This is a genomic window from Streptomyces sp. NPDC045287 (assembly GCF_056432325.1).
On sequence record NZ_JBWKJG010000015.1, the window covers coordinates 194,942 to 218,970 of the forward strand.

General features: G+C 70.7%; 16 protein-coding genes and 1 pseudogene. 9 read left to right on the plus strand and 8 right to left on the minus strand.

Features of this window, described 5'->3' with window-relative positions:
• Positions 1–3 precede the first annotated feature (3 nt).
• A complete protein-coding gene (locus AC07D6_RS24345; RefSeq protein ID WP_479047626.1) occupies positions 4–2,217 on the plus strand; it encodes an ATP-binding protein in 2,214 nt (737 codons plus the stop codon).
• 5 nt (positions 2,218–2,222) lie between these two features.
• On the plus strand, positions 2,223–2,501 hold the full coding sequence (locus AC07D6_RS24350) for a hypothetical protein (protein ID WP_479047628.1): 279 nt from the start codon (positions 2,223–2,225) through the stop codon (positions 2,499–2,501).
• A 212-nt stretch (positions 2,502–2,713) separates the two neighbouring features.
• Here the strand turns inward: AC07D6_RS24350 and AC07D6_RS24355 are convergent, their stop codons facing one another.
• The 3 genes from AC07D6_RS24355 to AC07D6_RS24365 form a co-directional block, all read right to left on the minus strand.
• Positions 2,714–3,406, minus strand: coding sequence for a hypothetical protein (locus AC07D6_RS24355; RefSeq protein WP_479047630.1), 693 nt, complete (start codon positions 3,404–3,406; stop codon positions 2,714–2,716).
• Between the two features lie 3 nt (positions 3,407–3,409).
• Positions 3,410–7,165, minus strand: a complete 3,756-nt coding sequence (locus AC07D6_RS24360) for an HPC2 multi-domain protein (RefSeq protein WP_479047632.1) — start codon at positions 7,163–7,165, stop codon at positions 3,410–3,412.
• Positions 7,166–7,463: 298 nt separating this feature from the next.
• Complete coding sequence (locus tag AC07D6_RS24365) at positions 7,464–8,888, minus strand: family 43 glycosylhydrolase (protein WP_479047657.1); 1,425 nt, start codon at positions 8,886–8,888, stop codon at positions 7,464–7,466.
• 360 nt (positions 8,889–9,248) lie between these two features.
• Between AC07D6_RS24365 and AC07D6_RS24370 the strand changes: the two genes are divergently transcribed.
• The 6 genes from AC07D6_RS24370 (at position 9,249) to AC07D6_RS24395 (ending at position 17,006) form a co-directional block, all read left to right on the plus strand.
• Entirely contained in the window at positions 9,249–10,319 is a 1,071-nt protein-coding gene (locus AC07D6_RS24370; protein ID WP_479047634.1) for a LacI family DNA-binding transcriptional regulator, read from the plus strand.
• 115 nt (positions 10,320–10,434) lie between these two features.
• The gene (locus AC07D6_RS24375) at positions 10,435–11,763 is read left to right on the plus strand and encodes an extracellular solute-binding protein (protein WP_479047636.1); all 1,329 of its coding nucleotides are present in this window, start codon (positions 10,435–10,437) and stop codon (positions 11,761–11,763) included.
• A gap of 5 nt (positions 11,764–11,768) precedes the next feature.
• Positions 11,769–12,758 (plus strand): carbohydrate ABC transporter permease, encoded by a 990-nt coding sequence (locus tag AC07D6_RS24380; protein ID WP_315880322.1) that lies wholly within the window; start codon positions 11,769–11,771, stop codon positions 12,756–12,758.
• Positions 12,755–13,591 carry a carbohydrate ABC transporter permease gene (locus tag AC07D6_RS24385; protein WP_315880323.1) on the plus strand — a complete coding sequence of 279 codons (837 nt, stop codon included), beginning with the start codon at positions 12,755–12,757 and terminating at the stop codon, positions 13,589–13,591. The genes AC07D6_RS24380 and AC07D6_RS24385 overlap by 4 nt, the downstream gene beginning before the upstream one ends.
• A gap of 48 nt (positions 13,592–13,639) precedes the next feature.
• The gene (locus tag AC07D6_RS24390; protein WP_315880324.1) at positions 13,640–15,862 is read left to right on the plus strand and encodes a beta-xylosidase/alpha-l-arabinosidase; all 2,223 of its coding nucleotides are present in this window, start codon (positions 13,640–13,642) and stop codon (positions 15,860–15,862) included.
• Between the two features lie 64 nt (positions 15,863–15,926).
• Positions 15,927–17,006: an endo-1,4-beta-xylanase gene (locus tag AC07D6_RS24395; RefSeq protein WP_479047640.1), complete on the plus strand. Its 1,080-nt coding sequence runs from the start codon at positions 15,927–15,929 to the stop codon at positions 17,004–17,006.
• Positions 17,007–17,663: 657 nt separating this feature from the next.
• Here AC07D6_RS24395 and AC07D6_RS24400 read toward each other — a convergent pair.
• Positions 17,664–20,012 (minus strand): glycoside hydrolase family 9 protein, encoded by a 2,349-nt coding sequence (locus AC07D6_RS24400; RefSeq protein ID WP_479047642.1) that lies wholly within the window; start codon positions 20,010–20,012, stop codon positions 17,664–17,666.
• A 329-nt stretch (positions 20,013–20,341) separates the two neighbouring features.
• Here AC07D6_RS24400 and AC07D6_RS24405 point away from each other — a divergent pair.
• Positions 20,342–20,710, plus strand: a pseudogene (locus AC07D6_RS24405) (transposase); the annotation flags it as partial.
• 310 nt (positions 20,711–21,020) lie between these two features.
• Here the strand turns inward: AC07D6_RS24405 and AC07D6_RS24410 are convergent.
• From AC07D6_RS24410 to AC07D6_RS24425, 4 genes are all read right to left on the minus strand, one after another.
• Positions 21,021–22,205, minus strand: a complete 1,185-nt coding sequence (locus tag AC07D6_RS24410) for a zinc-dependent alcohol dehydrogenase (RefSeq protein ID WP_479047644.1) — start codon at positions 22,203–22,205, stop codon at positions 21,021–21,023.
• Positions 22,202–22,672 (minus strand): SRPBCC family protein, encoded by a 471-nt coding sequence (locus AC07D6_RS24415; protein ID WP_315880329.1) that lies wholly within the window; start codon positions 22,670–22,672, stop codon positions 22,202–22,204. The genes AC07D6_RS24410 and AC07D6_RS24415 overlap by 4 nt, the downstream gene beginning before the upstream one ends.
• 300 nt (positions 22,673–22,972) lie before the next feature.
• Positions 22,973–23,326 carry a hypothetical protein gene (locus AC07D6_RS24420; RefSeq protein WP_479047647.1) on the minus strand — a complete coding sequence of 118 codons (354 nt, stop codon included), beginning with the start codon at positions 23,324–23,326 and terminating at the stop codon, positions 22,973–22,975.
• The coding region (locus tag AC07D6_RS24425) for a cytochrome c oxidase subunit I (protein WP_479047650.1) at positions 23,326–24,029 on the minus strand (704 nt) is incomplete at its 5' end. The genes AC07D6_RS24425 and AC07D6_RS24420, both read right to left, overlap by 1 nt.

Below are 24,029 nucleotides of genomic sequence, written 5' to 3' on the forward strand. Positions count from 1 at the left end.
CACATGGGCGAACCGGCGCTGGAACACCTGCGGATCCGCCTGGCGGACGTCCACCGGGCGCTGCGCGCCGCCGTCGAGCGGCAGGCGCGGATCGCGGCCCGGCTCACCCGGCCGGACCTCACGCCGTACTGCGTGACCGACGAGCAGGTCGACGTGCTGCTCGGTGAGGTGTCCGCCTTCACCGACGCGATGGCCGCGCCGCACGCGCCCCGACGGCCCGAGCCGGAGGCCGAACGAGACCTGAGGCGGCGCGCGTCCGCCGACGGCAGGACCCTGCCGCTGGACGCGCTCGCCACCAGGTTCGGCCTGACCCGCGCCGAACAGGACGCGCTGCTGCTGGTGGCCGCGCCCGAACTGGACCGCGGCTACGAGCGGATCTACGCGTACATCGTGGACAACCTGAACCGGCGGCTGCCGAGCGTGGAGCTGCTGGTCACGGTCGGGGCGCTGAGCGCGGTCCCGGACGGGCCCGGGAGGGCGGCGGGCCAGGGCGGCGGCGAAGGGGACGGCTCCGGCGGGCCCGGGAGCGCTGCGGGCCCCTCCAGCACCGACCGGGACGGCAGCGCGGCCGCCCGTCTCGCCCTGCGCCGTGCGCTCGGACCGGCCGGGCCGCTGCGCCGGTACGGCCTGCTGCGGCCCTACGGCGAAGCCGCGGTCGAGCTCGCGCAGGAACTCCTCCTGGGCCCCGGCGTGCTGGACTTCCTGCTCGGCTGGGGCACCGACGTCGGCCTGCTCGGCCACGACCCCGGCGAGGTCGCACCGCCGGACCCGCGCCTCCTCGCCCCGCATCTGTCCTCGGACCGGCTCGCCCGCCTCGGCCGGGCGCTGGGCGCGGGCGGCATCGACCTCGCGGGGCTGTGGGGCTGCCCGCCCGACGGCCAGCTCGACGCCGTACAGGCCCTGGCCCGGGCGGCCGGGGCACCGCTGCGGACGCTGACCGGTGACCCCGAGGCCGATCTGCGGACGGCCGCCGCGCTGGGCGCGGTGTTGTGGATCCCCACCGACGACCTGCACGGCGAACCGCGGCGGGAGCACATCGACACCGTCTCCGCCGCGCTGCTCCGCTCACGCGTGCCGGTGTGCCTGACCGGCCTCCGGCCGTGGCGCCCGGCGGCCCTGCTCGCTGTACGCGCGTACGCGGAACTCACCGTCCCCGCACCGGGTCTCACCGACCGGCGCGCCATGTGGTCGGCGGCGCTCCCGGACCTGAACGGTCCCCTCCTGGAGGACCTCGCCGCGCGGTACCGGATGAGCGGGGGCGAACTGCGCGCCGTGGCGTCGGTCGCGGACGCCGGGGCGCGCCTGGCGGGCAACGGCCGCCCCGAACCGGTCGCCGACCACGTCGAACCCGCCATCGCCACCGTCACCCGGGGCCGCAGCGGCAGCACCGTGCGCTCGATCGTGCCCCGGCGGACCGTGGACGACCTGGTCCTGCCCGACGTCCAGTTCCAGCAGATCCTGGAGATCGCCTCGGCGTTCCGCGCCTGGCCCCGGATCTCCGAGACGTGGGGCTTCGCCCGCCGCTCGGCACACGGCGGGGTCAAGGCGCTGTTCACCGGGGAGCCGGGCACCGGCAAGACCATGTCCGCCGAGATCGTCACCGGCATGCTCGGCCTGGAACTCCTCAAGGTGGACCTCGCCCAGGTCGTCTCCAAGTGGGTGGGCGAGACGGAGAAGAACATGGAGACCGCGTTCCGGCAGGCGGAGGAGAGCCACGCGGTGCTCCTCTTCGACGAGGCCGACGCCCTGTTCGGCAAGCGCGGCGAGGTGAAGCACGGCACCGACCGCTACGCCAACATGGAGGTCGGCTACCTGCTGCAGCGCCTGGAGGCCAGCGACGGACTGGTGATCCTCACCAGCAACCTGAAGGACAACATCGACCCGGCGTTCACCCGGCGCTTCCACTTCGTGGTCCACTTCCCCCGCCCCGGCGCGGCCGAGCGGCGCAGGCTGTGGCGGCTGGCCTTCCCCCAGGAGGCCCCCCTCGCCCCCGACGTCGACCTGGACGCGCTGGCCCGCCTCGACATGACCGGCGCCGGCATCACCGCGGCGGCCCGCACCGCCGCCCTGGCCGCGGCGGACGGCGGCGGCGACGCGATCGCCATGCGGCACGTCGTACGCGGAGTGGCGCGCCAGTTCCAGCGCGAGGCCCGCCTGCTGCGCCCGTCCGAACTCGGTCCCCACGCCCACCTGCTCGGCGACACGTCCCAGGGGTGACACCCATGCTGCCCACCGAACCCCCGCTCTCCCTGCACCGCCTGGTGGCGCCGGTCCCGCCGGCGCGCCCCCAGGAGACCGCGACGGCGGCCCGCCAGACCCCACCGGCCCCGGCGCCTGCGCCGGTGAAGCTGCCGACCGCCTTCGAGCGCCTCCTGGTGGCGAGCCAGAACCAGGTGGGCAACGCGGCGGTGGCGGGCGCGGCGGCCCAGACAAACCCTGGCGTGCCGGTGCCGATGGCACTGTTGCCGGCGTCGACGCGGAAGGACACTCAGGCCCCCTGACGCTCTTCCGCTGTCCGCCGTGGTTCCTCGACCCGTTCCAGTGGCCCAGCCCGCTCCCGTACAGGCCCCGTGGCAGCCGCGCCATGGAGGCGTAGCCGTCGCACGGCGCCCGGGCACGCCGGCCCTCAGGCGCGTCCTCGGCCGCTTCGGCCCCCCTTCGGTCCGCGCGGCACTCCACCCTTCGCCGTTTCCCCTGCAGCGGAGGACGCGATTTACAACTTGATCAACCGGAGCTTGTCGGTGGCACGAATTCCGCCGCCAGGGATTTCCGTCGCCATCCGCCACGTGGTCAGGAACCCGAGCATGTCATCGAGCCCACGCCGGCGAACGAGTTCGGCGTCGTCGATGCGAGCGCGTACTGTCTCCGGGTCCTCACTGCGCACTTTCATCTCCTCCAACCTCTGGAACAGACGCTCCCGGAGGTCGTCTCTGCTCACCGGCCCGGGCTCACGACACAGCAGCCACGCGAGCGTGCGGGTGGCACGAGGCCAGTCGGGCACGATCAGGACGTGAAGGGAGCGGCCGGATCCGCACACTTCCTGGAGGGCGACCACCAGGTCGTTCGTCCTGGACAGGGCGAGATCGTCATCCGTACGGAGATCGAGCGTCAGCCGCTCACCGAGGACAGTGACCTGGACGGCGCCGATCGCCATGCGCGGGGGGCCGGTCCTGGCTCTGCCCCGGGCCAGGGCGTGATTCAGTTCATCGCGCAGCGCCGACTCCAGCCCTGACAAAGCCGCCTGGATCTGGTCCGGTCGTATCTCCAGATCGTCATCGAGCTCCGCTTCGTGGAAGGGCAGCAGAGCCGCGTCGTGCAGCGAGCGGTGGAACGTCCACCACAGCGGCTCGCCACGAAGGATGCGAAACCAGGCCGTGCCGTTGCTGTCGACGATCTGCAATTCCACGTGTTACCTCGGTCTGATGATTGCCCGGACGGCGAGACGATCCGGTGGTGGGTTGAGGATGTCGGGAACCAATTCCTCCACCTGGACCCTCAGTTCGACACCGCCATAGATCTCGCGAGCTCGACGGTACGTCCATGTGGCCCGCACGGCATCCTCCGGTGCTTCTTCCCTCCTGCGGGCATCGATATAGGCTTTGAGGTTGACGGACAACTCGTCCCGTTCACCCTGTTTGTACCAGTGGAACCTGCCCCACTCTCCCACGATTGCCTCATGGTCCGTGCGGAAGTGCTGGGCCGCCATGCGGAACATGTCCGAGCCGACGCCACGGATGTTGGCCTTCTCGATCGAGGGATGGACGAAGAGGTCGAATGCCAGTGCCGATACCGGCGGTGCGGTGGGAGGGACAGCGACGGCCTTCACGTACGCCTCGCCGAGAGCACCCCCGCTCTTTCCGCCCCGCTGTACGCCCCCGACCTTCGCGATCGGATCGAAGTGCAGGCCGAAATAGTGCATGTCCAGCGTCCGGCCATAACCCATCTTGTTGACCTGCTTGACGTCGATCCGGTAGCCGTTCTTGAGGGAGGCCAGCTTCCGGAAGATGACGATGGCCTTCTTGCGCCCTGGCTGGTTCTGCCTGATTCGGTCGAAGATCGCGGATATCGCCGTCTCGTTCTGAGTGCTGGCGCGGGCGGCTGCCAGTACTGCACGTCGCTCATCGATCGAGGTATTGCCGTCGTCAATCAGCCGCAGCTCTTCGTCGGTGGCATCCGGGACGTCCCGTTCCTCCTGCGGGTTGATCGCACCGCGTAGACGCCAGTTGTCCTCGTGGTGGGTACCTTCCAGCGTCTGGAGACCGTAGCGCGTCCTGACCTTGTCCAGCGCAGCCTTGACCGACTCGGACGTCGCCCCTTCCCCCAGCCGTTTCACGGCGGCCACAGCGGCGTCCATGGCCTTGCGCAGGCGTCGCTTGAGATCCTTCTCGTTCCTCTTCTGGGGCCGCTTCTTCTTGGGGTCTTGCTTCTCGGGGCGTTTTTCGGGTCGATCGGGACGGCGGCGACGGTCCGGCCGGCGGGACCTGGTTCGTCCGGCGGGGCGGTGCCTCTTCGGCCCCGACTTGGGCTTCTTCCTCCGGTCGGGTCTGGCTTTGAGTTTGCTCCACAGCTTCTTGACCAGGCCGACGATCTTGTCGATGACCCAGTCCACCGCCCTGTTGACCGGGGCGGAGAGCCGCTGGACGATCTGCCGGACCCGCGCGGCGATGCCGCCCACGCCCAGGATCGCCGCCAGGACGCCCAGCAGGACGGGGATCGAGCGGGCCAGGGCGCGTTCGATCAGGGCCGGTACGCCGCCGCTGCCGCCGCGCGCGATGGCGATGACCGCGTCGAGGACCGCGTTGACGAAGTCGAAGATCTGGCGGGTCTGGGTGACGATGAACCGGATGAAGTCGATGATCAGCTTTACGGCCCGGACGAACGCGGACGCCGGGTTGAGCAGCGAGATCACCCACATGATGCCGGCGACCACGATCGTCGGGGTGACGTACTTGATGACGTCGTCGAGCAGCTTCCTCTTCAGGTCGCCGACGCGTGGCCGCACGTCCTCCCACATCGCCGTGACGCCCCGTTTGCGTACGTCGGCGAGGAGAGGTACGGCCGTCTCGGCCGCGGCGACCACCGGTTCCGGGACCTTGCGGGTGATCCGCCCCCGGATGTTCTGCCACGTCAGGCCGAGCAGCCCGGCGACCATCCTCACCACGCCCTGGGTGTCGAACTTCGCCGGCACCTCGATGCCCGCCTCGGCCGTCCTGCCCAGCAGCCAGGAGAGGATGCCCTGCTGGAGGTGGCGGCCGATGTTCTGGAGGAACCGCCGCAGACCGGCGCCGACGGCGGAGACCAGGTTGCGCAGGAAGCCGATCGGGTCCTTGAGGATCAGCATGACCGCCTGGGCGGCCTTGGCGAGGACCGCCAGCAGCAGCCGCTTCAGTTCCAGGATCGTGTTGATCACGGCCTTGACCGCGTTCACGGCCTTGGCCACCAGCCCCTTGTTCTTCTCCTTCTCCGCGGCGATTTCGTCGTCGACGGACTTGAGCGCCTCGGTGTACTTCGTCGCCAGGGTGTCGACGAGCTGGGTGCCCTTGTCGTCCACGGCCTGCGTGAGCTCGTCGAACTTGCCGGCGAACTCGGCCGCCGCCCGCTGCCCCACGGCCCGCAGGTCGGCCGGGAGCCTGCGCACCGCGTCCCGCATCTCGGCCCGCCCCTGGGCGATGCGCCGCTTGGCCCGGTTCAGCTCCGCGCCGATCGTGTCGGCGACGTCGGTGATCACCTGTCGCATCCGGCGCACGTACGTGTCGCGGGCTTCCTCGAAGATCTTGTCGGCCTCGGCGGGCAGCCCCGCGAACAGGTCCCGCACCCAGCGCAGTTTGCCCGTCGCACCCGAGTACCGGCGGTCCTTGTACTCGTCCATCTTCCGCCTGTGCTCGGCGGTGAACGCCTCCCGGGCCGCCTTCTCGCCCCGGCCGAACTGGTCGTCGACCAGCTTGTCCAGCCCTTCGAGGATCGCCTCGACGTCCTTCTTCATCGTGTCGAAGACGCCCTGCAGGACCGTCGTGACCTGGGCCCGCTTCTCCTCGTCCCGGCTCTTCGCCCCGGCCTTGCCCGTGTCGACCTGCTGCCCGGTACGCACGCGCTGGGCGCCCATCGCGCTCATGGCGGCGGTGCCGAGCCGCTTCGCCTGCGCGGTGGAGGCGCGCAGTTCGGCGGCCTCGTGCTTGCGCAGCCGCCCGGGGGCGGTGTCGGAGTGCCGTTCGGCGGCCTTCTTCTCGCCCAGCGCCCTGGTGAACCCGGGCTCGTTGGACTTTCGCAGTTGGGCCTCGGTGACCTGGGCGTCCGCCATCCGGCGGTCGATCTCGGCGGGCCCCGCCGACATGTCGGTGGCCGACGCCGGCAGCCGGTCCGGTACGGCCTGCGCGGGGTCCGGCGCGCCCGGAGTGCCGGGGGGCCGGTCCGCGCTCATCGGCACGACCTTCTTGGGCACGGCCGCCGACGTGTCCGGCGGGGCGGCGGTCGTCGTGGCGATCTGCTCGGCCGAGTCCGCCTTGCCGTCGCCGACCCTGCCGTGCACCTCCGCGCGGATCTCGTCGGCCTTGCCGGAACCGGCGAACTTGTCCGCCTCGTCGAGGTTCTTCGGCGCCCTGTCCGCGATCGCCTTCTCGACGGCCCTGATGAACGCGTCCTTGTCGAACTCCTTGGGCCGGGCCTCGTTCATCTTCTCGGCGTTGGCGGCCTTGCCCTGCGCCTCCTCGTCGTCCTTGGGAGGCAGCGCCGCGTCCTGCGCCGCCGCCGCCTCGGCGCGTGGCGGCGGATGCGAGGCGGCGAGCGAACGCTTCTTGTGCCGTACGTCCTTCTTCAGCGCCGCGAACTTCGGGTCCGCGTGGGGGCCCGGCCGGGCCTTCGCCTCCTTGGCGCCGGGAGCCGTCGGGGCCTCCGCTTCTTTCGGGCCGGGGGCTGCCGGGGTCTCTGCTTCTTTGGGGCCGGGAGGTGACGGTGCCTCCGCCTCCTTGGCCTGCGCCGGTGGGGCGACGGCCTTCCCGGCCGGGGCGGTGGGGGCCTGCGCCACCCTGCCGCGGCCGGCCGCCGCGACGGCGCCGTTGCCGACCATGTCCTGGACGGCGGGCGCAGGCCGTCCGGGGAAGGGCGGGGCCGTCGCCGTTCCGCCCGCGCCGGTGAGGGCGGCGGTCACCGCCGCGTTGGACGGGGCCATCGGGGTCCGTGCGGAACGGTCGGCCTCCGGCCGCTGTTTCGCCGGCGCGGACACCGCGGTCGACACCGTGGGCCGCACCGCGAGAGCCTTCGGCGCTGGCATCGGGCGGAATCCCCCCCCACGGCATGTCGGTGCGACCGGAACCCCGCGCCCCGGGGCACCCCGAGGCAGTGTGCCGACCCGGGCGTGACGGGTCCGTCACCTCCGTGTCCCCGAAGCGTCCCCGTACGCGCACGCGGGCCGGGGCCGCCGTCCCCTCCGTGGGTTCGGCGGCCCCGGCGTCGGCGGCCCCGGCGTTCTACGCCGGGTTCAGCCGCCACTGCTGGCAGGCGTTGTTCAGCCACGACCACTGCCGTACGTCGGCGGAGTCGGCGGTGGAGCAGTTCGCGACGTCGGCGACCTTGCCGGTGGCCTGGTTGACGATCCGGACGTGGCCGCCGTCCGTGGCCAGGAACCGGAACCGCTGGCACGTGTTGTTCAGCCAGGACCACTGGCGCAGGTCGGCGCCGTCGGCGGCCGAGCAGTCGGCGGTGTCGAGCACCTTGCCGGTGGCCACGTTGACCAGCCGGTGGGTGTCGTCCCCGAGGTCCTCGACGCGCCACCGCTGGTTGGCGCCGCCGGTGCAGGCGTACTGCCTCACGTCGGCCCCGTCGGCGGTCGAACCCCCCGAGACGTCCAGGCACTTGCCGCTGTTGCGGTTGGTGACCGTGTAGGTCGTCGACGTGGACGCGGGCTCGCCCGACGGCCCGGCCGCGCTCGTCCCCAGCCGGACGGGGGTGCCGAAGCGCGGCGTGCCGTCGGCGTTCCAGGTGAACTTCTGCGCCCGTGCCGTCCGCCCGTTGTCGCAGCCCTCCGAGGCCGAGTCGTTGGCGTGGTAGACGATCCAGCTCTCGGTGCCGTCCGGTGAGGTGAAGAAGCCGTTGTGGCCCGGCCCGTACACGCCGTTCGCGTCACTGCGCTGGAAGACGGGTGCGGACTTCTTGGTCCAGGAGGACGCGGACGCCGGATCGGGGCCGGTCAGTTCCAGTTGGCCCAGCTTGTAGTCGGGTGTCCAGCAGCCGCTCGCCGAGTAGACCAGGAAGGTCCTCCCGCCCCTCTGGAGGACCTCCGGCCCCTCGTTGACCGCGCCGCCGGAGCGTTCCCAGTCGTACGTGGGCGTGGAGACGGTGGAGAAGGGGGAGCTCACCGTGTACGGGTTCGACATCCGCGCGGCGACGATGTTCTGCGTCCCGTTGTGCACGCTGCCGAAGAGGTACAGCTGCCCGTTGATGGTGGCCACCGTGGGGTCCAGCATCCATGCGGGGTTCAGCTGCCCGCGGTAGGTGTACGGCCCCATGGGGTCGGAGCCGGCGCTCTCCAGGACGTGGCTGCGTTGCGTCGGGTTGTAGTCGGTGACGTTCTGCCCGGCGACGTAGTAGAGGTACCAGCGCCCGTTGAGGAAGTGCAGCTCGGGCGCCCAGATGTTGCAGCACCGCGAGGCGGCGTCGCCCTGCCACACCTGCACGCTCGGCGCGGTGGCGAGGCCGGCGAGGGTGGGTGCCTTGCGGACGGTGATGACGTCGGTCCAGCTCGTGGACACCAGGTAGTAGTGGCCGTTGTGGAAGGCGATCCAGGGGTCGGCGCCCTTCTGGGCCTTGACGGGGTTGCCGAAGGAGGCCGCGTGCGCCGGGGGCTGCCCGAGGAGGGGCAGGGCGAGCAGCAGCGCGGCCAGGAGGGTCAGCATGCGGCGGGGGAGTGGGAGGCGAGTGGTCCTCTTGCGGCTCACGGGGGCACTCCTGTTCTCTATTTCGAACAATGGTCGCCACTTCGGACGGAAACGTAGGAGCGAACCCTTCACGCGTCAACGGTCCTCACAGCGACGGCGCCCGACGGCCGGAAAACGCCCCTCGCTCGCAGCCCGCCGCGGCGGCCCTCCGCGACGCGGCGGTCCTCCACGAGGGGGTGCGCCCCGCGTCACGGAGCGCACGGGCTGTTCGAGTGGTCGGACGGAAGGGCGGGGTGACCGGTGGGCGATCGGTGGCATGTCCTACGGTTTCCGGAAGGTGTCCGGAATTTTTCCGAGTGGTCAGCCAGGGAGGTGGGGATGGTGGCCGGGGAAGGCGCTCAGCGCGAGACAGGCACGCGGAGCCCGGGGGAGACGCCGAAGGTGACGATCACCGAGATCGCGCGGGAGGCCGGGGTGTCCGTGCCGACCGTCTCACGGGTCGTCAACGGGCGCTGGGACGTTTCGCCCGCCACCCGTGCCCGGGTCGAGGAGCTGTTGCACCGGCACGGCTACCGTCGCCGCCCGGCCGTGTCCGGCGGCAAGGCGGTCCTGCTCGATCTGGTCTTCAACGATCTGGACGGTCCCTGGGCCGTCGAGATCATCCGCGGTGTCGAGGAGATCGCGCACGAGACCGGTGTGGGCACGGTGGTCTCCGCCGTCCACGACCGGGCAGGGGCCGCGCGGCAGTGGATGGCCAACCTGCGGGCCCGCCCGTCCGACGGCGTGGTCCTCGTGACCTCGGTGCTCGAACCGGGAATTCACGACGAACTGCGCCGACTGGGTGTGCCGTTGGTGGTGATCGACCCGGCCGGTTCGCCAATCACCGGGGCGCCGACCGTGGGCGCCACCAACTGGACGGGCGGGATGGCCGCGACCGAGCACCTGCTCCGGCTCGGACACCGCAGGATCGGGTTCGTCGAGGGCCCGCCCGGGCTGCTGTGCTCGCGCGCCCGGCTCGACGGCTATCGCGCGGCGCTCGACGTGGCCGGAGTGGCGGCCGACAGCGCCCTGACCGTGCCCGGTGACTTCTACCACGAATCCGGATTCACCGGCGCAGCAAGGCTGTTGGACCTCGACGAACCGCCGACCGCGATCTTCGCGGCGAGCGACCAGATGGCGCTCGGAGCGATCGAGGCGCTGCGGCGGCGCGGGCTGCGGGTGCCGGAGGACATGAGCGTCGTCGGCTTCGACGACTTGCCGGAGGTGCGCTGGTGCGCGCCTCCGCTGACGACCGTACGCCAACCCCTGTCCGAGATGGGCAAGGTGGCCACCAGGATGCTCCTCGACCTCGCGCTCGGCATCGCGCCGGCCTCGCCGGGAGTGGAGCTGGCGACGGAGCTGGTGGTCCGCGCGAGCACCGCACCACCCGCCCCGCATAACGGAAGGTAACGCTCCGGGGGTGCCAACGGTCTTTTCTGTCAAGGTCGTTGACACCCCCCTTGCATGCCCGTAGCTTCCATGGCCATCTCCGCATAGTTATCGGAAATTTTCCGGAAGGTGCGCCATGTCAGCCTCCGTTCGAGCCGTCACTTCCGCATTCGGTGCCTCCTCCCTCTCCCGCCGCCGGTTCCTCGGGACCGCCTCGGCGGTGGGCCTGGGGGCGGCCGGCCTGTCCGCCTGTTCGGACTCGGGGTCCTCCACCACCGACAGCCAGGGCCGGACCGTCGTGGAATGGTGGAACATCCAGACCACGGAGCCGTCGAAGAGCGTCTGGCCCGAGCGGGCGAAGGCGTTCGAGGCCGCGCACCCCGATGTGCGCATCAAGCTCGTGACGATGGAGAACGACGCCTACAAGTCGAAGATGACGGCGCTGACCAGTTCCGGAAAGCTGCCGGACATCTACCACACGTGGGGCGGCGGCGTTCTCAAGCAGCAGATCGACGCAGGTCTGGTGGAGGACCTCACGCCTTCCATCAGCTCCGTGACCGACATCCTCGTGCCGGCGTCGGTTAAGGCGTATCAGTTCGACGGGAAGACGTACGCCGTGCCCTTCGACATCGGCGCCGTCGGGTTCTGGTACAACAAGGCCCTGTTCGCCGAGGCCGGCATCCAGGCACCTCCCGCCACCTGGGCCGACTACCTCGACACGGTCAAGAAGCTGAAGAGCGCCGGGATCACCCCCATCGCCCTCGCGGGCAAGGAGAAGTGGCCCGGCATGTACTACTGGGCGTACCTGGCGATGCGGATCGCCGGGATCGGCGGGATGGAGGTGGCCGCCGACGCCAAGGACTTCACCGGCGACGCCTTCGTCAAGGCGGGCGAGCACCTCAAGGAACTCGTTGCGCTCCAGCCGTTCCAGAAGGGCTTCCTCGGCGCCGCGTACTCCACGCCCACCGGCGAGGCGGCCACGATGGGCAACGGCAAGGCGGCGATGGAGCTGATGGGCCAGTGGGCGCCCGTCGTCCAGGCCGACGCGGGCAAGGGCATCGGCAAGGACCTCGGTTTCTTCCCGTTCCCCGCCGTCGCCGGCGGCAAGGGGGCGCACACCGACGTACTCGGCGGAGGCGGCGGCTATGCGGTGCGCAAGGGCGCACCGAAGGCTGCCCTGGACTTCCTGAAGTTCTTCATGTCGGTCGAGTCCGACCGCATCCTCGTGTCGAAGGGCTCGATGATGCCCGTCGTCGAGGGCGCCGCGAGCGCGCTGACCGATCCCCACCTCAAGCTCGTCTCCGAAGCCCTCGGCAAGGCGACCGGTTTCCAGCTCTACCTCGACCAGGCGTACCCGTCCGCCGTCGGCCAGGAGATCAACGACTCGGTGGCCGCCCTGATCGCCGGGTCGAAGTCGCCCGAGCAGGTGGCCCGTTCGGTCACCCAGGTCGCGAAGAGCCAGTGACCACCATGGCTTCCACGTACGTGAAGGAACCCGTGACCGCCCCCGCTCCACCGAAGCAGCCGGACACCGGGGGAGGCCGGTCGCGGGTCCGTCGGTTCGCCGACTGGCTGACCGCCTTCGGCTTCGCCCTGCCCGCCCTGGTGCTGTTCGGCGTGCTGGTGCTCGCTCCGATCCTGTACGCCCTGTACGTCAGCCTGTTCAACTGGGGCGGCTTCGGTTCCCCTTCGGACTACGTGGGGCTCGACAACTACAGCCGACTCCTGCGTGATCCGGTCTTCCTGGGCGACCTGTGGCGCGGGCTGCTGCTCGTGCTGTTCTCGGTGGGCGTGCAGCTGCCGTTCGCGCTCGGCATGGCCGTGCTGCTCAACCAGAAGCTGCGCGGGCGCGCCCTGTACCGGACCCTGTTCTTCGCCCCGTACGTCCTGTCCGAGGTGATCACCGGCGTCCTGTTCTCGATGATCTTCGCGCCGGAGGACGGGCTCGCCGACAGCGTGCTCGGCTCGGTCGGGCTCGACGGCCTGGGCGGACTGTGGTTCGCCGACCAGGACCACGTACTGCCGACCCTGTTCCTCGTCATGACGTGGAAGTACTTCGGCTTCCACATGATGCTGTACCTGGCCGGGCTGCAGGGCATCCCCGCCGAACTGCACGAAGCGGCCCGCATCGACGGCGCGGGACCCTGGCAGCGCTTCCGCCACATCACCCTGCCGCTGCTCGGACCGACGATCCGCATCAGCGTCTTCCTCTCCGTGATCGGCGCCATCCAGCTCTTCGACCTGGTGTGGGTGATCACACAGGGCGGCCCCGACCACCACTCCGAGACCATGGCCGTGACCATGTTCCAGTACGGCTTCCAGCGCTTCGAGATCGGCTACGCCAGTGCGATCAGCATCGGCATGTTCCTCATCAGCCTCGTCTTCGCCCTCGTCTACCAGCGCTCCGTGCTGCGTCGCGACACCGAAGGAGCCCTCACCACCATGCGAGCCTCCCGATGAGCGCGGGTACGCGCAGAAGGCTGCGCTCCGCGCCGCTGTACGTGATCGTCTGGCTGGTCGGCGTCGTCATGGTCACACCGCTGCTGTACGCGTTCGTGTCCGGGTTCAAGTCCACCGATCAGCTCTCCCGCAACGCCTTCGGCCTGCCCTCGCCGTGGGTGACGTCCAACTACACCGATGTGCTCGCCTCCGGCTCGTTCTGGCGCATGCTGGGTTCGTCGACGCTGATCGCGGTCGGCACGGCCGTGCTGACCGTCGGCACGGCGGCCCTCGCCGCCTTCGCGCTGGCCCGGTTCGCCTTCCGCGGACGCGAGGTGCTCTTCACCCTGTTCACCGCGGGGCTGATGTTCCCGTTCGCCGTGGCGATCCTGCCGCTGTTCGTCCTGCTGCGCACCTTCGGGCTGCTCGACAACCCGTGGGGCGTGATCCTGCCGCAGGCGGCGTTCGGCCTGCCCATGACCATCGTCATCCTGCGCGGCTTCTTCAGGGAGATCCCCGGAGAGCTCGAGGAGGCGGCCACCCTCGACGGCTGCTCGGCGTTCGGCTTCTTCTGGCGGATCCTGCTGCCCATGGCGCGGCCCGCCCTCGGTACCGTCTCGATCCTCGCCATCGTCGGAAGTTGGAACAACTTCCTGCTTCCCCTGCTGGTGTTCAGTGAACAGACCTGGTGGACGATTCCCGTCGGCGTCCAGCAGTTCCAGGGCCAGTACGCCACCGACATCGCCCGCGTCTTCGCCTATCTCGTCCTCGCCATGGTGCCGGCCCTCGCTTTCTACGCCGTCGCCGAACGGCAGTTGATCGGCGGCATCACGATGGGCGCCACCAAGGGCTGAGAACAGGCGCAGGCCAATCCCTTACCGCTACCGCATGTGAGGAGTTCCATGGTCGAGCCATGGCAGGACACCACCCTGCCCGCCCACGTCCGGGCGGCGGACCTGCTCGCCCGGATGACCACAGAGGAGAAGACCGCCCAACTGTCCAGCGTCTGGATCGGCGCCGACACCGAAGGGGCCGACGTCGCGCCCGGCCAGCACACCTACGCGGCCCGCAGCGCCGCCCTCGACGCGCTCCTTCCCCACGGCCTGGGCCAGCTCACCCGCCCCTTCGGCACCGTTCCCGTCGACCCCTCCGAGGGCGCCGCCCGCCTCGCCGGACTGCAACGCCTGATCCGCTCCGGCAACCGGTTCGGGTTGCCCGCGATCGCCCACGACGAGTGCCTGACCGGGCTCACCGCCTGGCAGGCCACCGTCTTCCCCACCCCGCTCGCCTGGGGCGCCACCTTCGACCCCGAGCTGATCACCGAGATGGCCCGGGCGATCGGCACGTCGATGCGTGCCGTCGGCGTTCACCAGGGCCTCGCTCCGGTCCTGGACGTCGTGCGGGACCCGCGGTGGGGTCGCACCGAGGAGTGCATCGGCGAGGACCCGTACCTCGTCGGCACCATCGGCACCGCCTACGTGCGCGGTCTGGAGACCGCCGGGATCGTCGCCACGCTCAAGCACTTCGCCGGGTACTCGGCCTCGCGCGCCGCCCGCAACCACGCGCCCGCCTCGCTCGGCCCGCGCGAACTCGCCGACGTGATCCTTCCGCCGTTCGAGATGGCGTTGCGCGACGGCGGCGCCCGGTCCGTGATGCCCGCCTACAACGACATCGACGGCCTTCCCGCCCACGCCCACACCCGGTTGCTCACCGGGATCCTGCGCGAGCGGTGGGGGTTCACCGGCACCGTGGTCTCGGACTACTACGGCGTCTCGCTCCTGGAGGAAGCGCACCGGGTCGCCGACGGAGAGCAGCAGGCCGCACGGCTGGCGCTCGCGGCCGGGGTCGACGTGGAACTGCCGGCGGCCCGCTGCTTCAGCCCCGCGGACCCGCTCCCCGAGGACCTGCTCGACCGGGCCGCGCTGCGCGTCCTCACCCAGAAGTGCGAACTGGGGCTGCTCGACCCCGACTGGGAGCCCGTCGCGGACGGGGAGCCGGTCGACCTCAACCCCCCGCACCTGCGGGACCTGGCACGGAAGGTCGCCGAGGAGTCGGTCGTCCTGCTCGCCAACGACTCCGGTGTGCTGCCGCTGCGCGACGGCCTGCGCATCGCGCTGCTCGGTCCGCTCGCCGACGAGCAGGCCGCGATGCTGGGTTGCTACACGTTCCCCCGGCACGTGGGTGTGCACCATCCCGAGCTGCCGACCGGGGTCGAGGTGCCGACCCTGGCCGAGGCGCTGCGTGCCGAGCTGCCGGGCGCCGTGTTCACCGACGACCCGGCGGCGGCCGACGTCTGCCTCGCCGTGGTCGGGGACCGGTCGGGTCTGTTCGGGCGCGGCTCATCAGGCGAGGGATGCGACGCGGAGGACCTGCAACTGCCATGGAACCAAGGAGAGTTGTTGGACGAGGCGCTCGGCTCCGGCGTGCCGGTCGTCATCGTCGTCCTCAGCGGAAGGCCATACGCGCTCGGCCGCTGGGCCGACCGGGCCGCCGCCGTGGTCCAGGCGTTCTTCCCCGGGCAGGAAGGCGGCGGCGCCGTCGCGGGCGTCCTGTCCGGGCGCGTCGACCCCTCCGGACGGCTGCCGCTCGGCGTGCCGCGCACCCCCGGCGGCCAACCCGCGCCCTACCTCGCCCCGCCGCTCGGCCGGCACGGCTTCCCCAGCACCGTGGATCCGACGCCCCTCTACCCCTTCGGGTACGGCCTGTCCTACACGACGTTCGCCTGGGACACCCCCCGGTGCGACGCCCTCGAACTGCCCACCGACGGCGAGACCACCCTGCGCCTCACCGTCCGCAACACCGGCGGGCGGCCCGGCACCGAGGTCGTCCAGCTCTACCTCCACGACCCCGTCGGCACCGTCGCCCGCCCCGAAGTCCGGCTCGTCGGCTACGTCCGCGTCACGCTCGACGCCGGCGCGTCCGCCGAGGTCCACGCCACATTCCCCGCCGACCTCGCCGCGTACACCGGCGCCGACGGCCACCGCGTCGTCGAACCGGGCGCCCTCGAACTGCGCGTCGCGGCCTCCAGCGAACACGTCCACCACACCGTGCGGCTCACTCTGACCGGCCCCGTACGCGAGGTCGGGCACGAGCGCCGGATGCGTTGCGAACTTCGGGTGAAGTGACCCCACGGAACAGCTCCACGGACGGCAACCACACATCACGACCACCCCATGGAGGAGATGCACCATGCGCGCACCTGCACGCCGTGTCCGCGCCGGAACCACCGCTCTCGCCGTGTCCGCGGCCCTCCTGCTCGGCTTCGTCGCCGCGCCCACCGCCCAGGCCGGCACCGACGGCGCGGGCACGACGAAGACGCTGCACGAGTTGGCCCGCGAGTCCGGCCGCTACTTCGGTGCCGCCGTCGACAACCCGGAGCTCGCCGACACCGAGTTCGCCGACCTGCTCGGCACCGAGTTCGGCCAGACCACTCCCGGCAACGGCATGAAGTGGTACGCCACCGAACCCCAGCGCGGGGTCTTCGACTTCACCGCGGGCGACGAGATCGTGCGCTACGCCCGCGCGAACGGCCTGAAGGTCCGCGGCCACACCCTGCTGTGGCACTCCCAGCTCCCCGACTGGCTCACCTCCGGCACCTGGACGCCCGACGAACTGCGCTCCATCCTGAAGAACCACATCACGAAGGTGGTGAAGCACTACAGGGGCAAGGTCTTCGCGTGGGACGTCGCCAACGAGATCATGAACGAGGACGGCACCTACCGCGAGAACATCTTCTACAAGACCCTCGGACCCGGCTACGTCGCCGACGCCCTGCGCTGGGCCCGCGCCGCCGACCCCAAGGTCAAGCTCTACCTCAACGACTACAACGTCGAGGCCCTCGGCCCGAAGTCGGATGCGTACTACACCCTGATCAAGCAGCTCAAGAAGGAGCGCGTCCCGATCGACGGGTTCGGACTGCAGGGCCATCTCGCCCTCCAGTACGGTTTCCCCGGCGGTCTGAAGGAGAACCTGCAGCGCTTCGCCGACCTCGGCGTCGACGTGGCCATCACCGAACTCGACATCCGCATGATCCTGCCCGCCGACGAGACCAAGCTCGCCGAACAGGCCGACTGGTACGGGCAGGTGACCGGCGCCTGCCTGGCCGTACGGCGCTGTGTGGGCATCACCCTGTGGGGCTACACGGACCGGCACTCGTGGATCCCCGCGGTCTTCCCCGGTGAGGGGGCGGCCCTGCCCTGGGACGAGGACCTGAGGCACAAGCCCGCCTACTCCGCGATCAGCAGGGCGCTCGCGGCGGCCGGGTCGTAACCCCGGCGCCGCACCGCCGAGCCTGCCCGGGCACCTCGGCGCGGCGCCACGGGACGGCCCGGTCCTCGGCGGCCGGGCCGGTGGGCGAGTCCGCGCACCGGCCCGGCCCCGAGCTCCGCCAGGAGGAGAGCGGGCCGCTCTCCCTTGTATTTGTCTGACGTCGTGTCAGGAACCCCGGCAAGTGGTCATCGCGGGTCCTGAAGAAACCGGGGCGCGCCGCCCGGGCACGCGACTCGCCGTGGGGCGGAAAACCGCATTTGACCTGCGTAAACGCAGGTCAGTCGGCGTGACTCGGGCCGGTGAAGACGGCGCGGACGCATCCGTCGGTCAGGAGTACCTCCCCGCTGGAGATCGCGGGCTGTTGGCAGACCAGGAGCATCAAACGGGATGGGCGGGAGAGGCTGGAGCGTTCGGTGTGCGCGAGGAGTTCCCCGGAGCCCAGCCCAGCCCAGCCCGGCCCAGCCCGGCCCCGCCAGCTCGCCTCACCGCCGAGGCCGGCGAAGCCTTCACCGGCCTGGCGCGAGGGCCTGCCCGACCTCGGGGGAGAGCTGGCCGACGTCTCCCTCTACCTGACGGCCCGGGAGGAGGTGAACAGCGTGGACCTCGCCTCCGAAGTGGAGCGGAAGATCGAAGAGAACGCACGCCGCACACCACCGGTCAGCCGCAGTCCTTCCCGTTCAGTGTGAATGCCGCGGGCGTCCCGGCGGGGGTGCCCGTGCCCTGGAATCCGAAGCTCGTGCTGGAACCCGGCGGGATCGTGGCGTTGTGCGCGACGTTCGCGACGGTGACGTCGGGTCCGGTCTGCGAGACGGTGGCGTTCCAGGCGTTCGTCACCTTCTCGGCGCCCTTGAACGAGAAGCCGAGCCGCCAACCGTTGACCGCCGCCGCGCCGGTGTTCCGCACACCGACATCGGCGGTGAAGCCGCCGTTCCAGGTGCTGGTGACGGTGTAGGTCACGGCGCACTGGGCGGAGGGGGACGTCGGCGTGGGGGTGGGCGTGGGAGTAGGGGTAGGTGTGGGCGTAGGAGTAGGAGTAGGAGTAGGGGTAGGAGTAGGGGTAGGAGTAGGCGTGGGCGTCGGCGTGGTGCCGTCGGGCTCCGCGCCCCATTGCGTGTCCGCACCCTCGGCCAGCACGATGCGCGGCGCGTCCACCGGCGTACTGCCCGGCGTCGTCGGGATGGCCTGGTAGGACCAGTCGTTCGCAGGGTTCCACGCCCCGGCCGAGGTGATGCGGAACTGCACCTCCTTCCGGTATGCCGACTGGCCCGCCGGAGCGATCACCGCGTTGGAGCAGTCCACGGTGACGAAGTAGACGTCGCCCTCGAAGTGCGTCGGACCGGTCACCTTGCCGCACTGGTTGTAGTTGGTGGTGGTGCTGATCCGGTCGGGCGTGACCCCGCCGTCGAGGGTGAAGTAGTAGCGCAGGGAAGCGCGTGTCAGCGCGCGTGCGGGCCACGCCGACTTGTTGATCAGGTACGCCTTGATCTCGGTGAAGCCGGGACCCGAGGCGTTCACGGACGCCTGGACCGAGATCTCGGGCCCGTCCGGTTTCTCGGCCTGGGGGAAGTCGGCGAGCGGGCTGCCGCCGTACTCGGCGTACAAACGGGCCAGGGCACCCGTGAAGGCCGCGTTGTAGTCGGTGGCCACCTCGTTGTTCACGTAGTTGGACCGGTCGTCGGTGTACGCGTCGTCCGCCGCGCTCGGCCCGCCGACCAGCGCGCCGTACAGGACGTGCCGGTTGTCCACCGGGTTGGTGAGCTGGTCGGTCCACGAGCCGTGACTGGTTCGGTGGTGCGGCTTCGTCGGCGGGTTCGCGCCGAAGCCGACGACGTAACTGGACTTGCGCGGGTTGTCGCCGAGCGCGTAGTTGATCTGCCGGACCGCGAAGTCGTGGTAGCGGGCCTTGCGCACCGGGTCGCCGGTCAGCCAGTCGGAGTACGACAGCGCGGCGAACGCGGTGTTGGCGGCGTACCGCAGCGACCCCCAACTGTCGAGGACCGCCTGCCCGCCGGGCGAGTAGCGCACCTTGGTCCCGTTGACACCGACCGTCCACCAGTCCAGCCACCGGTTGGCGTCATCGACGTACCGCTGCTTGCCGGTGAGTTGGGCGAGGAGCACGTACGAGCCGTAGGAGGTGTCGTCCCAGGAGAGGGTCCAGCGGTAGGAGCGGGTGGTCGTCTGGGGCTCGGTCGACAGCTTGTCGTAGGCCGATTCGGCCTTCGCCAGGTACGCGGCGTCACCGGTCGCCTTGTACAGCCAGACGGCGCCCCAGACCAGCTCGTCGTTGTAGCCGCTCCAGGAGTTGTAGTACGCCTGGGCGTCGGTGATGCAGGCGCTGTACTTGCCGCGGTAGGCGTCGGCGAATGCGTACAACTGCTTGGCGTGGGTGAGCAGTTTGCTCGCGTATGCCGGGTCGCTGTCCGCGAACACCATGGAGGACGACGCCATGGCCGCGGCGGTCTGGCCCGCCAGGTCGGAGCCCGGGCACGAAGCGTCGATCTTGTACGCGGGCCGTGCCATCGGCATGACTTCGGCAGGCCCCCACCACTTGTGGTCGTCGGCGCCGTTGCCGACCTGGCCGTACAGCACGTTCGCGGACGGGTGCGCCTTGATGAAGTAGTCGTTGACGAAGCGCAGGTTGTCCTGGAGGTACTGGAGCTGGCCGGATGCGGCGTAGGCGGACTTCTGCTCGACGCCGCCCCAGGCGAGCAGGGTTGCGGAAAAGGCCATGGGCAGGCCGAACTTGACGTGGTCTCCGGCGTCGTACCATCCGCCGGTCAGGTCAAGACCGACGTCCTTGCCGTCGTCGAGGGCGGAGTCACCGCGCCAGGAGACGCGGTTGTCGTCCGGGAGCTTCCCCGACCGCTGCGCGTCGTAGAACCAGAGCGACTTCTGGAGCGCCTCGCCGTAGTTGAAGGCGGCCGACGCGGCGGAGGAGGGGCTGGAGGCGGCCGACGGCAGCACCAGGCCGGCGATGACGGCGACCGCGGCTCCCCACGCACTCACCAGTCGGGAGCGTCGGACACCGGCCGGGACGGCCGGGCAGGTCTGGGGAGCCGCTGCGGGGGGCGCGGAGCGTCTTCGGGGGGTGAGGAAGGAGAGCGGGCGCAACGGACGTTCCTTCCGTGCGGGGGGCGGGGGGAGTTCGTGCTGCGGCGCGGTGGTTCGGGGTGTGGAGACAGGCATGCATGGGAGCGCTCCCAATTACTGGTTCATGAAGCCAGCGCGTACAGCACGTGTCAATATCCCGCGCACACTTCGTCTGGACGCGGCGTCGGCCGAACCGTGGGACTGGGCCTGTCGGAAGACGACTCGACCGGCCGTCGACCGGCGCCCGGGCCGGCTCCAAGCACCACCTGATCGTCGACCGGAACGGAACCCCACTCGTCATCGGGCTCACCGGCGGCAACCGACACGACGTCACCCAGCTCCTGCCCCTGCTCGACGCGGTCCCGCCGATTCGGGAAGCTCGGGTACGCCCCCGCCGCAAGCCCCGGCGTTCGTATGCGGACCGGGGCCACGACTTCGACGAGTACCGCCGCCTGCTGTGGACGCGGGGCATCAAGCCGTTGATCGCCCGACGCGGCGTCACCCACGGCTCCGGACCGGGCAAGGTGCGCTGGGTTATCGAGCGCGCCTTCGCCCGGCTCCACCAGTGCAAACGGCTCCGCACCCGCTACGAGCGACGCTCCGACCCCCATCAGGGCCGCTCGAACTGGAGCGGCTTCCACGGGGAAGGCGGCCTGGCTGTCGGTCGGGCCGCCTTCACCCTTGGCTGCCGGGCGGAGCGTCGGGGTGGTGGTCGTGGACACCCTTTCGGGGACGCTGCGTGAGCTGGTGCTGTCGTCACGGCAGGGGTGGGGAGAGCGGATCGAGCCCTCTCGAACCGGGCTCACGGAGCGTCGGCGAACTCGACACGTGGCCGGCATGAGTCCTGAAAAACCTGGGGCGTGCTGCCCGAACACGCGACTCGCCGTGAGGAGGGAAGCCGCATCTGACCTGCGTGAGCGCAGTTCAGCCGGTGTAACCCGGGCCGGTGAAGACGGCGCGGACGCATCCGTCGGTCTTTTCCTTGAACATGTCGTAGCCTTCCACGGCCTGGTCGAGGGGCATGGTGTGGGTGGCCAGGTGTGCGGTGGTGAGTTCTCCTTTGGCCATGCGGTCCAGGAGCATGGGGATGTACCGCTGGCCGTGCTGCTGTGAGGCGTGCAGGGTGAGGCCCTTGTTGAGGACCGCGCCGAGGGGGAACTTGTCCACCATCCCGGCGAACACCCCCAGGACGAACACGGTGCCGCCCTTGCGGCAGGCGTGGATGGCCTGGCGCACGGCGGTGGGCCGGTCGGTCTGGAGGCGCAGTTGCTGTTTGACCTGGTCGTACAGGTACATCGGTCCGTGGCTGTGGGCTTCCATCCCGACCGCTTCGATGCACACGTCGGGCCCGCGGCCACCGGTGCGTTCGCGTAGTTCCGCGGCGATGTCGGTGGTGGTGTAGTTCAGCGTCTCGGCGCCGACGTACCGCTCGGTCATCGCCAGCCGCTCCGGAAGGCGGTCGATGGAGATCACCCGTTCGGCGCCCAGCAGGATCGCGGCCCGTGCCGCCATCTGGCCCACGGCGCCGCAACCCCAGACCGCGACGACGTCGCCCGGCTTGACGCCGCCGAGGTCGGCGCCCATCCAGCCGGTCGGCACGGCGTCCGAGGCGAACAGGGCGCTGGTGTCGTCGACCCCGTCGGGCACGGGGAAGGCCCCGTAGTCGGCGAAGGGGACGCGCACGTATTCCGCGTGGCTGCCGCGCAGAGCACCCGTGACGCGGGAGTAGCCGAAGGCGCCGGCGGTCTCGTAGCCGAACAGGGCCTGGCCGATGCCGGGGTAGGGGTTGCTGTTGTCGCACAGCGACCACAGGTCGTTGGCGCAGTACCAGCAGCGCCCGCAGCCGATGAAGGAGGCGACGACGACCCGGTCGCCGACCTTGTGGCGCCGTACCGCGCTCCCGGTCTCCACGACCTCGCCGAGGAACTCGTGGCCGATGACGTCACCGGCCCGCATCGCGGGGATGTACCCGCCGATCAGGTGCAGGTCGGATCCGCACGTCGTGCCGGCGACGAGCCGGACGATGACGTCCTGGTCGTTGAGGAGTTCCGGGTCGGGCACCTGCTCGACGGACAGCTTGTTCACCCCTTGCCAGCACAGCGCCTTCACAGCACTCCCTCCCCGCCCGAGCGCCGGGTGACCAGGTCGATGGCCTTGCCGGCCGGGGTGTCCCTCGTGGTGGGGGAAGCGTCCGGCAGCATGACCTCGCCCGTCTCCAAGAGCGCCTTCGCCTCGCGCAGGGCGGTCCGCACCTCCTGACGGGGGTCCTTGCCGGCCAGGCGCCCCGGAAGGGAGGCCGCCACGGGGGACGGGGCGTCCTTCAGCCGTACCGCCAGTTCCGTGCCCCGGTCTCCCGGCGCGGGCCGCACCCGCGCCTCCAGCCGGTCGGCCATCCGGTCCAGGGGCTCGGGCAGCGTGCCGCCGGGCATGACGTCCGTCGGCGCGCGGTTGACCGTGACGGTCAACCACCGGGCGGCGGACTTCTCGCCGGGAGCCGTTCGCGACCGGGCCCGGCGGGCGGCGACCCTCGTGCAGACGACGGCAGCCGCCACGAGCGCAGGCTTGACGTATTTCACCGAGCGCCTCCTTCGGAGGAACGTGTGGCTCTGGTGGGTCCCCTCATCAGTGCCCCTCACATGCGGAGGAAAACGATGACGCGCCGGAGAGAGCACCCCCAAAGGTGGCAGAGCGGGCGTTCCCCGTACTGGCCCGTGCGCGCCGGGAGGGGCGTGTCTCCCCGCGCGCGGAGTGCCACTGTGGGGCGTACGACACGCGGGAGCGCGCCGAGCGTGCCGATGCCCGCCGGTACGGTCCCGTCGGTCGTTCGCGCAGGGGACGGGTCGGGTGCGCCTGCCCCCGGGGTGGCGCGCCCCGGGTCACCTGGCGATGGTCCAGGCGCTCGCGCACAGCGCCGCCGCGGTGAGGAGCGAGGCGACGCCCGCGCGCAGGAGGCGCTGTCGCAGCCGCGTGTAGCGCGCGGTGTACTCGCCGCGCAGTTCGACGCAGCGGTCGGCGATCGTCCGCAGGACCTTCTTCGACAGCTCGATGCGGTCCTCGGCGTAGAGGCGGGCGACCTCCTCGTGCTGGGCGGTGGTCAGCCACGGCATGCGGCGTGCGAAGGCTTCGCCCTGCTCGCGGGCGTTGAGCAGCTCCGCCTGGGCCAGGAGGTAGCCCTCGACGCGGTTGATGCCCTCGGCCGTCTCGCGGCGCGTCGCCGAGGTGGCCCTCATCACCGCTCCTCCTCGCCGCCCCGCGCGGCGGTCCCCTTCTCGGGCTCGAACACGTCGCGGCGACCGCCCGTCTCCTTCGCCCTGAGGGCGGTGACTTCGGGGTGGTGGAGGTCGAAGGCGGGGGATTCGGAGCGGATTTTGGGCAGGGTGAGGAAGTTGTGGCGGGGTGGGGGGCAGGAGGTGGCCCATTCGAGGGAGCGGCCGTGGCCCCAGGGGTCGTCGGTGGTGATGCGTTTGCCGATTTTGGCGGTTTTCCACACGTTGTAGAGGAAGGGGAGGGTGGATAGGCCCAGGAGGAAGGCGCCGATGGTGGAGAGCATGTTGAGGCCGGTGAAGCCGTCGGCGGCGAGGTAGTCGGCGTAGCGGCGGGGCATGCCTTCGGCGCCGAGCCAGTGTTGGACGAGGAAGGTGAGGTGGAAGCCGATGAAGAGGGTCCAGAAGTGGATTTTGCCTAGGCGTTCGTCGAGCATGGTGCCGGTCATTTTGGGCCACCAGAAGTGGAAGCCGGCGAACATGGCGAAGACGATGGTGCCGAACAGGACGTAGTGGAAGTGGGCGACGACGAAGTAGGTGTCGGTGACGTGCCAGTCCAGGGGGGGTGAGCCCAAGATGACGCCGGTCAGGCCGCCGAAGAGGAAGGTGACCAGGAAGCCGATGGACCACAGCATGGGGGTTTCGAAGGTGAGGGAGCCTTTCCATAGGG